Source organism: Sphingomonas sp. STIS6.2, from assembly GCF_000732685.2.
GTDB classification, from domain to species: domain Bacteria; phylum Pseudomonadota; class Alphaproteobacteria; order Sphingomonadales; family Sphingomonadaceae; genus Sphingomonas; species Sphingomonas aerolata.
In genome coordinates, this window is the sequence record NZ_JPDP02000003.1 from 1 (window position 1) to 13,702 (window position 13,702).

A 13,702-nucleotide genomic window follows, 5' to 3' on the forward strand; every position below is an offset into this window, starting at 1 on the left:
GGGCGTATCTGAGCCAACGGGTCGGCCGGAAAGCCAACTAAGCCCTCCCCCGATGACAAGCAGCCCTGCCCCCATAAGCGCCTTGTCACGGCGTCGCAGGAGAACAAGCCCGCCAGTAACGATGACGGAGGGTATCATGCCGACTTTACCCAGGCCGGTTACGCGTGCTGCACGCACGAACATGCGGCCGGCAGCGTACTCTCGCAAAGGTGAAGGCGTAGACGGTGCGGCTCGCGATACCTCCTTGTCACCATTTGAGGGCTGCGGCCCTGGTCCTGGCTGCGGCGCTATCTCCGGTCCGGAAGCTACCGTGTCGGCTGCGTACGCTCCGCGATCGCCGAGCGATTCGGTAGGCCCCCTAGTCGTGTCTTGCGTGGTCTGTCGCTCCAGCTCGCAATTGAACTCGGCGCCGAGCAGTAGAATGTAGGCGGACAAGTAGAGCCAGGTCAACAACACGATCGCCGCTCCCAACGAGCCGTAGGTCGCGTCGTAGCTACCAAAGTTTGCCACGTAGAACCCGAAACCAAGGGTAACGACCAGCCACAACACGGTTGTCAGCACCGAGCCAGGCGTCAGCCACGTCCACTTCGCCTCATCGCGATTGGGCGCGTAGCGGTAGAGCGTCGCCGCTGCTGCGGCTCCCATACCCGCCATGACCATGTAAGAAACGATTTTCCCCGCTAAAAGGACGATGGCAGGGGCGGAAGGGAACAGTGTGTCCAGACTGCCCATTGCGGCTATTGCGATGATAGCGACGATGGCGATAAGCACCGCCCCGGCGGTGATGGCGAGTGCGATGAGGTTCAGCCGGACGAAGCTGCGCGTTTCCTCTTCATCATAGGCGATGTTCAAAGAGGTGATGAGCGCGGTTGCCCCTTTCATTGCGCCGTACAACGCAATGCCAAGCGCCAGCAGGAGGCCGAACCCCTTCTTGCCGTCCGATGTCGTGACAACGTTGGCCAACTGCTCGCCGATCAGCTTGGCAGCATCCGTCGGCATGACGGACGTCAGCGACTGGACGTTCTTCATTACCGTAGCGGGCGTGGCGACGAGCCCATAGCTCAGCACGACGGCGCCCAGCATAGGCACCATGGCGAGGACGCCACAGAACGCCACGCCGGAGGCGACCAGGCTGATATTGTCCTGGCTCCCCTCCTTCCACGCTCGCAGGGCGATGTCCTTCCAGCCTTTCGCAGGGATAGCCCAGGGACTGACCGCGTCGTGGCCTCTCAGTTCGCTTTCGGTAGTGCCGGCCATACACGATCCCCTTGTTACGCAAGCGAACCAGTGGTGCACGCGGACGTTCCCATGCGCGTCATTGTTATTCAGCTACCGCCGCTTTGTTTGTATTTGAAAGTCTTGGACACCAAGGCAACGCGCCTCATCCAACCGCCGATCTTGGCGCAATGGCGCCGAGACACCGGAACCCTCCCCCATTGTCCCGCGCTTGAGCCATGAAGGAGAGACGGCATGGACGACCAGCGCGTGTGGGAATTCGAAGGGAGCCTATGGGATGCCAGCGACGAGCATTACCAGGACCGGATCGACGAGGAGATCGTCATGGTCTTGCCCCGGCCGCCTTATGTCTTCCAGGGGCAGGAAGCGAAGGATGCGGTCAAGGCTACGCCCGATTGGGATTCGGTCGAGTTATCGGATCGACGAGTGTCACGCCCTCAAGAGGGTCTGATCGTCGTTGCCTACACAGCGCGATGCACGAGCGGCGACGAGAAGTACGAGGCACATTGCACCTCGACTTTGCGGATGCGTGGACACGACGATTGGCTGGTCGTCCAACATCAGCAGACTCCACCGTTGACCGCCAGCGTCGAGGCCTGACCGCTGGGTTGCCGTTGCGCCTGATACATACCTGTAACAGGCGCAACGGTACCTAACCGGGAAGTCAGCGCCCCCATTGCTGGTGTGATCCCAACAGCCTCAACTGCGACCGATTATCGCGACCAAAGGATCGCCCAGGCGACCGTCTGCTAGTTGGGAAGCCGTGGCATCGCGGAACCCTGCTGTCTCCAAATAGAGGCGGACAAGCGAGGCGTGGCCCTGCGTATCGAGAGCGCGCCAGACCGCCACGGCCTTGGTCGGGAAGCACCGGTTCGAGAAGCTTATGATGACGCGGCCTCCCGGCTTCAGCACACGACGAACCTCGCGCAGTACAGCCAGGGGGTGTTGTAGATATTGAACCCCGACACAGATCAGTACGGCATCGTAGCGCGCGTCCTCTTCGGACAAGTCGGGCACATCGTTTAGGTTCTGGACGAACCGTCGATCGAGGCGCGGGTTGGCCGCCAGTTCCTCTGCGTTCATGCCGTGTCCGACTACTTCGCCATAGGCGACGTCGTCCGGCAGGTGGCTCACCCAACTCGACATGAGGTCGAGCACCCGCCCGCCAGCGGGGATCGCATCGCGGTACAGGTTGGTCAGTGCACCTACTGCTACCTCGTCAATGTGTGTGACTAAACGCGGGGGTGCGTAGAAGCCAAGGTCGTCGCCATCATCCTGCCGGTCGAAGGCCTGCGCCGGCAGTACCAACTCGATCGCTTCGGTCACGCGGTGAACCCCTGCAACGCAAAGCCGCCAGTATCTGCGACCACAGCGTCCGTTCGTAGCCGTTTGCCCGAGCGCACCACGAGATAGCGGTCGTCCTCGATCACCGGCGACGGCCGAACCAAATACCGATCCCCGCAAGGCCGAGAACCGCCATACCGCCAGCCGCGGCTACCATCTTGCGCCCCCGATGTGGATCGCGTCGGCCACCATCAGGCCCGGCGGGGACGCCAGGTTCGAACAACACCCCATCGCTGTCGTTGCCGTCGGCCGCGCGGGCCGACCATGAGTCGAGGAAGCCACTCATGATCGCCGCCATCAGATTCGGCGCCGCAAACTCTCCGAGTTTGAATGCGATTGCCGGCGCTCCGACCGCGGTGAGGTTACGGGGGTGCGTCGCAAGCCGCACAACGGCCTTCGCAACCGTCTCCGGTGCCAGCGAACCTGGGGGTAACGAGAGCCGTGCGCCAGTATAGTTACCGGCGTGATCGACGCCGGGCGTATCAACGAAGGTCGGGCAGACGTCGCATATGTGGATATGCGGGCGCTTCGATACCTCAGCGCGCAACGCCGAGCTGAACCCGCGCAACCCGAACTTGCTCGCCGAGTAGGCCGCAGCGTAAGGCGTGGCGACAAAACCGCCGGCTGAGATCATGTTCACCCAGGTGCCGTAATCCTGCGCGACGAAAATCGGCAGTACTGCGTGGACGTCGTTCATATGGGCGACGAGGTTCACATCGACGACACGGGCATGATCTGCGATTGGCACGTCTTCGTACCGGCCGAGCACACCGACGCCTTCGCAGCTGAACCAAAGGTCAATACCACCGAGCAGATCGCGCGCCTCAGCGGCGAATGCGGCCACTGCGCCTGCGTCGGTGCAGTCTACCGGTCGGACGATTGCGCTGCCGCCAGCTTCGACGCAGCGCTGCGCGATGTCGTCCAGCCCGCCCTTGCCGCGAGCCCCTAGGACAAGCCGCGCTCCCGCTTTTGCGAAAGCCATCGCCGTTGCCGCGCCGATACCGCTCGATGCACCGGTGATTACCACGCGGTGCCCGGCCAGGTTACGATCACTGCTCATCGGACGATGCTCAAGACGACTGCTTTTACACCTACGGGAAGGTAACGCGGGCGCGTTAGACGAACTGTCCTATCATCATGCATGGACACTCAACGTCTCGGAGGCGCCGGCGTGTCCCCCGAGACCGCGCGATGTTCCTTAACAGGAATCCGAGCTTAAAAGGGATCCGAGGATGATTAGTTCGGATTGGTATGCGGTTCCTTGGGGCCATCGTTCAAAGATCTGAGCTGCGCTTCGCGAGTTGGGTCACCCCCACCGCCATGGGGAACTGGCACATCGATAGGACTGTTCGGCGTCGTACCACCGCTAAGCTTTCCCGATCCGCTCAACGCGTCCGCGGCATCGGCACCGCCTAGACCACCACCACCAGGCGTTTTGGTCATCTGCGCATCGTCTAAAACGGTCGCAGCGCTATCCGCGTTGTTCGGCTCTGGCTTAACGTCGTCGGGTCCAATGTTCGGCTGTTCAATCGCCATGTCGATCTCCTCTGCTCGCTCTAAAACCCTTCAACCGGAGATAGTCTCCCCGATCTTCAACGAGTTCTTCGATTTCATCCTGGAAATAGCCGATCTCAGAATCAGCGCCTTTCGGCACGAGATCAGTAGGTTGTCGGGAACGCATCCGTACTGAAAATGGTTACTTTTCTGATTGTTTGCGACTGTGGCAGGCGTGCACACGCGTCGCCTTCCTCTCGCATTGAGATCTGGGAGGCATAGCTTGGCATATCTGCGGTATAGCGACGACATCGAGACGATCCAGCCGGACGAGCAGGAGTCAATCGACGGCATCATCAAGGGCATGACCCAGCAGACAGAGACGGTCGAGAAGCGAGAACACCATGCCGTTCGCGCGAGCCACGCGAAAAGCTCAGCATGCGTTACCGGCGAACTGACGATCGCGAACGACCTGCCCCTCGAACTTGCACAAGGCTTGTTCGCCAAGCCCGGCACGCACCCGGTCGCTATCCGGTTCGCGCAGGGCCCCGGCGAGACGTTGGGCGACCGCGTGTCCACCCACCGCGGGATGGCGATCAAGGTGTTCGGGGTGGATGGGGAGAAGCTGCCTGGCCACGACGCCGATACGCAGGACTTTGTGTTCGCGACCGGACCAACCTTTCCATCGGGTACCGCTCAAGGCTTCCTGCGCGACGCAAAGCAGATCGGTGCCGCGACGCCGCTGCCGGAAGGGTTCAAGAGTGCGGTCTCCAGCCTCGCGCGCAACATGAACAAGGTGCTGACGAAGGTGGCGACGCCAAGCCCCAAGGCGGACTTCTTCGGGCATCCTTACAGTCACCCGCTGTTCGACAGCTATTTCAGCCAGGCGCCTGTCCGCTACGGTGATTACGTGGCCAAGCTCGCGGCGTTCCCGGCTTCGGTCTATCAGGATCAATTGAAGGACTGGCTGCTGGATCCGCACGAGGACGAGGATGGCTTTCGCCATGCCACCGTCCGGTATTTCAGCGAGCACGACGCGGTATTCGAGGTCCGCGTACAGCTCTGGGCGAACGCGGAAAGCCAGCCGATCGAAGATACGTCGGTCGAATGGCCGGCAAACGACAGCCAGTATCGCACCGTCGCGACGATCCGTATTCCGCGCCAGGAAGCATACAGCGCCGAGCGCGTCCGTTATTTCGACGAGGTGATGACCTTTCGCCCGGCGCATAGCCTCGCGGCGCACCGTCCGCTGGGCTCGGTGATGCGAGCGCGGCTGCAGGTTTACAATGCCCTGTCCGACTTCCGTCACCGCGAGAACGGCGTCGCTGCACAGAACACTGCCGATATCAGCCAAATTCCAGCCTGAGGATCCGTCATGGCCACCATTGCTCCCCCACGCCCGTCTCATCAGGATGCCGCCAAACCTATAGGCACCCTCCCGATAACGCTTACAATCAACGGCGAAGAGCGTGCTCTGCAGGTCGAACCCTGGACAACTTTGCTCGACCTGCTTCGCGACAAGCTTGATCTGACCGGTACGAAGAAAGGCTGCGATCACGGCCAGTGCGGCGCCTGCACCGTCCTTATCGACGGCAAGCGGATCAACTCGTGCCTGACGCTCGCGGTAGTGCGCGACGGTGCCGAGATCACCACGATCGAGGGGATGGCAACCGGCAGCGAACTCCACCCGCTGCAAGCCGCATTCGTGGAGCGTGACGCATTCCAGTGCGGCTATTGCACGCCCGGGCAGATCTGCTCCGCCCAAGGCCTCATCAACGAAGGCCGCGCCAAATCGCGCGAGGACGTTCGCGAACTCATGAGCGGCAATCTATGCCGCTGCGGTGCGTACACGAACATCACCGACGCAGTGATGGACGTGCTCGAAACGGAGACAGCGCGATGAACCGCTTCGATTATGCCCGCGCCGCGGACGTTGCCGAGGCAGTTCGTGAAGGATCGGGGGATCATGTCAGTTACCTGGCTGGTGGCACTAACCTGATCGATCTGATGAAGGAGAATGTCGAACGCCCTGCCCGCATCGTCGACATCAACCGGCTTGATCTTCACAGGATTACCGAGCGTGACGATGGCGGACTGCGTCTCGGCGCGCTCGCGACCAATGCAGATACCGCGTACGACGCGCGGGTCGAGCAGCGCTATCCACTGCTTGCATCCGCGATCCTCGCAGGGGCAAGCCCGCAGCTCCGCAATGCCGCGACCAATGGTGGCAACCTTAATCAGCGCACCCGCTGCTACTATCTCTACGACACTGCAGCACCGTGCAACAAGCGCGAGCCGGGATCAGGCTGCGGTGCAATCGGAGGCGTGAACCGTATCCACGCAATCCTCGGCGCAAGCTCGTCCTGCATCGCCACGCACCCGTCTGACATGTGCGTCGCCCTCGCAGCGCTAAAGGCGCAGGTGCAGGTCACGGGCCCCGAAGGTGACCGGACGATCGCATTCGAGGATTACCATCGCCTCCCGGGCGACGAGCCTTGGCGCGACAACACTTTGAAACCCGGTGAGCTTGTCACCGCGATCGACCTACCGTCCGAAGACTTCAGCACCAACTACACCTATCTGAAGCTTCGTGACCGGCTGTCCTATGCCTTCGCACTCGTCTCGGTCGCGGTAGCGATGAAACTGGAGAACGGCCGCATCGCCGACGTCCGCATCGCGGTTGGCGGCGTGGCGCACAAACCGTGGCGCCGTAGCCAAGCCGAAGAGGCGATCAAGAACGAAGCCCCCACGGTCCAGGCGTTTGAGACGGCAGCAAGCGCTCTGCTTGCAGGTGCCGTCGGCCAGGGTGAGAACGACTTCAAGGTCGCTCTTGCCCACAAGGCGATCGTCCGTGCGCTCGAACAAGCCGCTGCAGGCACCCCGCAATCCCAGATCGACAAGCGCGTCGCGTAAGGAACCCGACATGGCAACTCAACTGAAAGTCGGTATCGGCACCCCGCTTAGCCGCGTCGACGGACGTGATAAAGTCACCGGCGCCGCCAAATATGCCGCTGAATATGCCGTCCCGGACATGCTCTACGGCGTGATCGTCTCTAGCGCGATCGCGAAGGGCAAGATCACCGGCTTTGATGACGATACGGCGCGCAGTGTGCCCGGCGTCGTCGAGATCCTGTCGCATGAGAACCGTCCGAAGGAGGCATGGTTCGACCATAGCTACAAGGACGAACTCAATATCCCAGGTGAGCCGTTCAAGGCGCTGCATGACGAGACGATCATGTTCAGCGGCCAGCCTGTCGCTCTGGTTCTCGCCGAGACGTTCGAGGCTGCCCGCTATGCGGCCAGCCTGCTCGGTGTGCAGTACGAGAACGAGGCGCACAATATCGACTTCGAGAAATCGCTCGAAGAGAAGTTTCTGCCCAAGAAGAAGCGCAACACCTACCATCCGCCAAAAACCCGGGGTGAGCCCAATGCGGCCTTCGAAGCCTCGGCCCTGCAGCTGAGCGAGACCTATCATTTAGCGCCCGAGCATCACAATCCGATGGAGATGCATGCGTCCACCGTCGAATGGCACGGCGATGGCAGGATTACCGTCTATGACAAGACGCAGGGGTCGCAGGGCGTCCAGGCCTATATCGCCAGCGCGTTCGGCTTCTCGAAGAAGGACGTCCGCGTCGTCAACGCCTATGTGGGTGGCGGCTTTGGCTCGGGGCTGCGGCCGCAATATCAAGTGCAGCTCGCGGTACTCGCCGCCAAGAAGCTCGAGCGCTCGGTGCGGGTCGTAATGACCCGCCAGCAGATGTTCACCCATGCTCACAGGCCGGAATGTACCTACGGTATCAAGCTTGGCGCCGAGACGACCGGAATGTTCACCTCAATCTATGGCGACGCAACAACGTCGACGTCACGGTTCGAGAACAACATGGAGGACATCGTTACCTGGGGCATCATGAACTATGCCAGTCCCAACGCAGGCGGCGAATACACGATCGCGCCGCGCGATACCTACACGTCGGCGGATATGCGCGCTCCGGGTGCGGCGACCGGCATGGCCCTGTTCGAAATCGCGGTCGACGAGATGGCGTATAAGGCGAAGGTCGATCCGCTTGAATTCCGGATGATCAACTATTCGGAAATTGACGCAATGAACGAGTTGCCCTTCACGTCAAAGGCGCTGCGCGAGGCGTACCGAGAAGGTGCGGACAAGTTCGGCTGGTCGAAGCGCACCCCCGAACCGCGATCGATGACCGAGGGCAAGGAACTGGTCGGCTGGGGCGTCGCCACCGGCATGTGGGACGCACAATTCAGCAAAACTGCCGCGAGCGCGAAGCTGACTGCAAACGGCCATCTTGAGGTGGCGACGGCAGCGTCTGACATCGGCACGGGCACGTACACCGTGCTGACGCAGGTAGCTGCTGACACGCTCGGACTGCCGGTGGATCAGATCACGGCAAAGCTCGGCGACAGCGACCTGCCAACTTCTCCGGTCGAGGGCGGGTCGTGGGGCGCGGCGTCGGGCGGCGCGGCGGTCCAGCTCGCCTGCCAGGCGGTTGCCAAGAAGCTGCTGAAAGCGGCTGACAAGGTCGAGAACCGGCCATTGTGGGGCGCCAAGTCGATCGAGGACATCGAGTTTGCCGACGGTCATATGTCGCTCAAGTCCGACGTCACCAAGCGCGTGTCGATCACCGACGTGATGCGTGCCGCGGATCTGACAGTAATTGAGGAGGAGGAGACCGCTTCTCCCGGAATCTCCGGCATGATCAGCATGATGCAGAAGGCGCGCAACACGCACAGCGCCGTCTTTGTCGAAGTGAAGGTCGACGAAGAGCTGGACGTCGTCCGTGTGACCCGGGTGGTCAACGCGGTCGCAGCCGGCCGGATCATCAACCCCAAGACCGCCCGGAGTCAGATCCTAGGGGGCGTCGTCATGGGGATTGGCATGGCACTGCACGAGGAGACGTTTGCAGACGTCAAGTTGGGCCGGTGGATCAATCACAATTATGCCGAATATCACGTGCCTGCGAACGCCGACATTCAAGACATCGAGGTCATCTTCGTCGACGAACCGGATCCCGAAGTCACCCCGCTTGGCGTCAAAGGACTAGGCGAGATCGGCATCGTCGGCACGGCTGCAGCGGTCGCCAACGCAATCTATCACGCGACCGGCAAGCGTGTTCGCAGCCTACCCATTACAATCGACAAGCTGCTCGAAACGGAGGTCTCGGCATGACCGTCTCACTAAAACTCCTCGCGGATCAGGTTGTCGTGATCACCGGTGCCAGTTCGGGCATTGGGCTGGTCACGGCAAAGCTGGCAGCCGGTCGGGGTGCCAAGGTCGTACTCGTTGCGCGCAACGAAGCAGCACTTGAGAAAGCCGTCGAGGACATTCGGGCCGAGGGTGGTGACGCGATCTTTGCGGTCGCGGACGTTGGCGTTATTGAGGAGGTCCAAGCGGCCGCAAAGGTCGCCATCGCTCGCTATGGCCGCATCGATACCTGGGTGAACAACGCAGGTACCGCGATCTACGCCAAGCTCATCGACACGCCGCTCGACGAACATCGCCGACTGTTTCAGACCAATTACTTCGGTGCCGTCCACGGCAGTCTGACGGCGATCGAGCATCTGCGTATCAAGGGCGGCGCGATCATCACGATCGGGTCGATCGCATCGGACCTCCCTTCTGCAGTCCTCAGCGCCTATTCGGCCTCGAAGCACGCGGTGAAGGGCTTCGTCGACGCGCTAAGGATGGAAATCACCGCCGACAAACTGCCGATCGCGATCACGCTTATCAAGCCAGCTGGCATTGACACACCCATCGCCCAGCACGCGGCGAACCATGTCGATGGTGAAGCGCTGATCCCACCGCCCGTCTACGATCCAACGCTGGTGGCGGAAGCAATCCTGGACGCCGCGCAGCACGTTCGCCGTGACATCACGGTAGGCGGTATGGGACGGCTCCAAGTCCTGCTTGGCACGCACTTTCCAGCGATCCTCGACAAACTCTCCGGTATACTCGCACCTGCCATGTCGGATCCTACAGCCAAGAAAACGACGGAGACGTCGATCTTTGAGCCGAACCAGCTTGGCCAGGAACGGTCCGGAGTCCAGCCTGGACGACGTACGAGCCTCTATACTGCGGCGGAGCGCCATCCGGTTGCGATAGGTGCCATTGCCCTGTTTGGTCTGGGTGCCATCCTCGTCTTGTTAGGCTCGAAGCGCGAATGATCACCTTAGCAGGATCGTGATTTGTCCTGTGCCGCCATGATATAGGACTTGAGCGGCATAGAGATTTATCCCCTGCGGCAGATCATGACAGTTTGTCGAGTATCCCCGATGACCTGAACGTTTCCACGATCTCGGTCGGATCATCGAATTCTTTCTCGTAGCTGTGCGGTACGTCCAGCTTTGCCCAAGGCATCGCACTTCGAACGAAGATCTGAGCAACTGGTTTGACCCACTCTGCGTCGTCAAGGGTCGACGGACGAACCACGACTGTATCAGGAGTTCCGTCCGTCGTGGTGTGCGTCCACACCGCGCAATTGGGACACCGATATGCGCGGCTTTCATTACCGCTTTCGGCCGTCTTGGTGATAACGACTGGTTCACCCGTGTGCGAAAAGCCGTCCTTATCTACGGGCATGCCCAGCGAAAAGGCACTCGACGTCTGCTCCTGGCAGTCCGTGCAGTGGCAAGCCATCACGAATAGCGGCGCCTTCGTGATGCGGTATCGGATGCCCCCGCAGCGGCAACCGCCCGTGATTGCGTAAGTCCCGTCAGCGTCGCGCATTGATAGATCTCCTTGACCTTCCAACCGCTTGAGAAGCCAAATCGTTCACCAAAGTATGAGCAGAAGGACCATCACTCCAGCTTGCCAGTTGTTGAGCCAGACGCCTATGGAATCGAAGGCTCTTCGATCCTGATGCCATTGGCTTGCCCACGATATTCTCGCGCTGCAGCGTAAGCTGGTCTCCGAGCCCGCATGATCGATCCCAACGGCCGATGCGCGGCCAAACCGATCCAAGGGTTAAACGCTAACCCGCTTTCGATCTCGGCCCACAGCTCTTCTGACCATGACTGCTGTGGGGTGGCAGTAACGCGGGCTACCGCGACGTAAGGACTTTCGTCCTCGGGCCATTCGGTAGCGGAGTCCTCGACAGGCATTGCCTCGATGTCCGTCGCCAACTGAACCCTTAACTCCCATACTGCTGGAAGCGTGGCAAAGTAGCGCTGGATCAACTCTCGGATTGCGTCGGGATGGCCGGAAACGTCAAGTGACTTGCCAGATAGTGCGACCAGCTCGGTCGCCACGGGTGCAAGAACCACCTTGGCAAAATAGTCACCGTGGAGGATCGCTGCCTGCGAATAGAAGCTGTCACCGAGTAATTCGGTGGTTGCTTGGCCGGCAAGCGTGGTCAATGTTGCCGACTTCAGACCGACCTTCTCCAGGCCAGCATTTGTCGTACGCGAGAGAAAAGAGAGCGCTTCTTTAACCGGCTCGGCATGCCCCGTCGTGGCGGCCAATATCTTCAATTGCTTTAGAAAGCCGGCAGCAGTTGCCACTTGAAACGATGGCGAATTACCGAGAACGTAGTTCTGCGTTGTATCGCTTTCGCTTCCGGGCAAACGTATGCCGCTTACCCCTAACACCTTCAGCGCCACCCCGCGCGGGGTCGAAACATTGTCGTCGAGCACGTCGCCTGGTGTCGTGCTGAAACGCATAATGGTATCGTATGTAGCAGGTCTCTCGAACAGTCCCTGCGCAAGACATGTCGGAAGATCGGGCAGTACCTCGAACCTGGCTTTGAGATAGCCGTGAGCTTTGGCGTGAACCGCCCGGTGAGCATAACCTGTATCTGCGTGCGTCTTGCGCTGGATCGCCAGCATCGCCTCGGTAAGGCTGCGCTGCGTCTCCAACTCGTCATCCGGCACGTTTTCGAAGCTAGGGTCAAAGCGAAGCGGAAGTTCAGTTTTGCTCATTCACTTGAAACGTTCTGAGATCGTCCCTGGACGCATAACTTCCTAATCCGAGGGTGTTTTTATGCTTCCACTGGCACGCGACATTCATGGCGTGAGTACGAACCGTTCCTACATGGTGAGGGACAGCAGCAGGAGACGATAAGTGGCCGGTGGATGGAGCCGAGACGGCGCGGTGCAGGACCAGATTGATGATACCATTACCGATGCCGTTCTGGCGGCCCGCGCGCAGATGCCGGTGGGTGAAAGCCGGCTCACCTGCACCTCGTGCGGGGACGACATTCCTGAAGGGCGCCGACGCGCGCTACCGGGCGTACACACCTGCGTAGCCTGTCAGATCGGTCGGGACCGTCCCGTGGCGACCGGCATGAACCGACGTGGGAGCAAGGACAGTCAACTTAAATAGTTAAATATTCCGCTGGGTTGAGCGCTACTCACAACTAGGTCGCGTATCGATGAGGTCAGATCCCTCCGAGAATGTAAGCAACTCTTTGTGAACTGGCTCCTTTAGCTGGCACCCGTCGACAATAGCGACGCCTGCGCCGTCGAAAAGGGTTGTCCATAAACGCACTGAGGCAGGGGTGGCGTATGCTGGAGAACACCGTCTTGTCCCGCCCCATCCGTTGGCCAAGTCATCCAGCATCTGCAAGGTGCAGAGGTAAATTCCGCCGCTCCGCCCTCATGGATATGTTCCAAAATCTACGCGTTTGACCATCGACACTGGGAGAGCTTGATGCCCGATACGTTCAAACCAACTGCAAAGATCGCCGCCAATGCGAAGAAGGGGCTAAAGTCACGCGACGATTTCGGACGAGGCGGTACGGACGTCGGGGTTCGTCGTGCCGAGCAACTGGCAGCGCAGGACGATGTGACCGCCGAGGATGTGAAGTCGATGCATAGCTACTTCGCGCGTCACGAGGTCGATAAAGACGGCAAAACACATGAGTGGGGATCGGACACTGATCCGTCTGCGGGATACATCGCGTGGCTTCTCTGGGGAGGCGATGAAGGCAAGGAATGGGCCGATCGACACGCCGAGAAGCTCGAATAGAGGGCTCTCGAACGGAAAGCGCGATCACGATCGGCATTCGATCACGGTTCATCACCATTTTAACGCGGATGGCCGGCGCGATGCCGTTGGCGCTCCTCACTCCTGTAATTGATCGGCGCCTGTCAGATGTACGTTCTCATTTTCGCTGCGGCCGCAGCCCTAGTGCAATCTCCGGTTGCCGGATCTGTGGTGAAGCCGGGCACGATAGCGATCGTTGCTGCTGACAGTCCGACCACGTCTCCCACTATCACGAAAACGTTCACGGACGCTGTTCAGCGAACCCTTCTTCGAACAGCCTTCCTGCCCCTGCCCGACGCAAACCACAGCCTTTACGTCGCCAAGGTCGAGGTATCGCAGACACAGCGTGGCGTTGTCCGGTCCGGCAACGACCGATCGGATCGGCCGGGCATGGCGGCCGGGCTCGGAGGTCTGTCGCTGACCCTGCCCTCGGGGAAGGATCAGTTGCGCGGTCTGATCGTGACCCGTCTCGAAGTGACCGTGTCGCTGCGCCGCGATAGTCACGTCGTGTGGATAGGACAGGCGACCACGGTGCGCGCGAGCGGGACGCGGACGGGCGAACCCTCGGTTGTTGCAGCAGCCCTGTCGGATGCCCTCCTGACGTGGTTTCCCCGGCAGCTGCCGGGA

15 protein-coding genes are annotated in these 13,702 nt (G+C 60.7%); 9 read left to right on the forward strand and 6 right to left on the reverse strand.

The annotated features are described in order from the left end of the window. Positions 1–1,257, reverse strand: a 1,257-nt coding sequence (locus sphst_RS00330; RefSeq protein WP_159043436.1) for a YihY/virulence factor BrkB family protein, incomplete at its 3' end; no start/stop codon positions are given. A gap of 213 nt (positions 1,258–1,470) precedes the next feature. On the opposite strand from sphst_RS00330, the gene sphst_RS00335 reads away from it, so the two are divergent. Continuing rightward, positions 1,471–1,836, forward strand: coding sequence for a hypothetical protein (locus sphst_RS00335; protein ID WP_031392906.1), 366 nt, complete (start codon positions 1,471–1,473; stop codon positions 1,834–1,836). A 99-nt stretch (positions 1,837–1,935) separates the two neighbouring features. Here the strand turns inward: sphst_RS00335 and sphst_RS00340 are convergent, their stop codons facing one another. The 3 genes from sphst_RS00340 to sphst_RS20145 form a co-directional block, all read right to left on the reverse strand. Continuing rightward, complete coding sequence (locus sphst_RS00340) at positions 1,936–2,562, reverse strand: class I SAM-dependent methyltransferase (protein ID WP_031392907.1); 627 nt, start codon at positions 2,560–2,562, stop codon at positions 1,936–1,938. Positions 2,563–2,662: 100 nt separating this feature from the next. Continuing rightward, positions 2,663–3,640: an SDR family oxidoreductase gene (locus tag sphst_RS00345; protein WP_031392908.1), complete on the reverse strand. Its 978-nt coding sequence runs from the start codon at positions 3,638–3,640 to the stop codon at positions 2,663–2,665. A 176-nt stretch (positions 3,641–3,816) separates the two neighbouring features. After that, a complete protein-coding gene (locus tag sphst_RS20145; protein WP_159043437.1) occupies positions 3,817–4,116 on the reverse strand; it encodes a hypothetical protein in 300 nt (99 codons plus the stop codon). Between the two features lie 184 nt (positions 4,117–4,300). On the opposite strand from sphst_RS20145, the gene sphst_RS00350 reads away from it, so the two are divergent. Genes sphst_RS00350 through sphst_RS00370 form a run of 5 tightly spaced genes read left to right on the forward strand, consistent with a single transcriptional unit; the run spans position 4,301 to position 10,257 of the window. Beyond that, positions 4,301–5,440: a catalase family protein gene (locus sphst_RS00350; protein WP_234387237.1), complete on the forward strand. Its 1,140-nt coding sequence runs from the start codon at positions 4,301–4,303 to the stop codon at positions 5,438–5,440. 9 nt (positions 5,441–5,449) lie between these two features. Beyond that, positions 5,450–5,977: a (2Fe-2S)-binding protein gene (locus sphst_RS00355; RefSeq protein WP_031392910.1), complete on the forward strand. Its 528-nt coding sequence runs from the start codon at positions 5,450–5,452 to the stop codon at positions 5,975–5,977. Next, positions 5,974–6,987 (forward strand): FAD binding domain-containing protein, encoded by a 1,014-nt coding sequence (locus tag sphst_RS00360; protein WP_031392911.1) that lies wholly within the window; start codon positions 5,974–5,976, stop codon positions 6,985–6,987. Before sphst_RS00355 ends, sphst_RS00360 begins: the two co-directional genes overlap by 4 nt. Before the next feature lie 10 nt (positions 6,988–6,997). After that, entirely contained in the window at positions 6,998–9,262 is a 2,265-nt protein-coding gene (locus sphst_RS00365) for a xanthine dehydrogenase family protein molybdopterin-binding subunit (RefSeq protein WP_031392912.1), read from the forward strand. Continuing rightward, a complete protein-coding gene (locus sphst_RS00370; RefSeq protein WP_031392913.1) occupies positions 9,259–10,257 on the forward strand; it encodes an SDR family oxidoreductase in 999 nt (332 codons plus the stop codon). Before sphst_RS00365 ends, sphst_RS00370 begins: the two co-directional genes overlap by 4 nt. An 82-nt stretch (positions 10,258–10,339) precedes the next feature. Here sphst_RS00370 and sphst_RS00375 read toward each other — a convergent pair whose 3' ends face one another. Together sphst_RS00375 and sphst_RS00380 are read right to left on the reverse strand one after the other, a co-directional pair. Next, positions 10,340–10,819: a GFA family protein gene (locus sphst_RS00375; RefSeq protein ID WP_031392914.1), complete on the reverse strand. Its 480-nt coding sequence runs from the start codon at positions 10,817–10,819 to the stop codon at positions 10,340–10,342. 104 nt (positions 10,820–10,923) lie between these two features. Continuing rightward, on the reverse strand, positions 10,924–12,009 hold the full coding sequence (locus sphst_RS00380) for a catalase family protein (protein ID WP_031392915.1): 1,086 nt from the start codon (positions 12,007–12,009) through the stop codon (positions 10,924–10,926). Positions 12,010–12,151: 142 nt separating this feature from the next. On the opposite strand from sphst_RS00380, the gene sphst_RS00385 reads away from it, so the two are divergent. The 3 genes from sphst_RS00385 to sphst_RS00395 form a co-directional block, all read left to right on the forward strand. Further along, entirely contained in the window at positions 12,152–12,412 is a 261-nt protein-coding gene (locus sphst_RS00385; protein WP_043156089.1) for a DksA/TraR family C4-type zinc finger protein, read from the forward strand. Between the two features lie 327 nt (positions 12,413–12,739). Continuing rightward, entirely contained in the window at positions 12,740–13,057 is a 318-nt protein-coding gene (locus tag sphst_RS00390) for a hypothetical protein (protein WP_031392916.1), read from the forward strand. Positions 13,058–13,183: 126 nt separating this feature from the next. Further along, a partial coding sequence (locus sphst_RS00395; RefSeq protein WP_159043438.1) for a hypothetical protein occupies positions 13,184–13,702 on the forward strand: 519 nt, incomplete at its 3' end.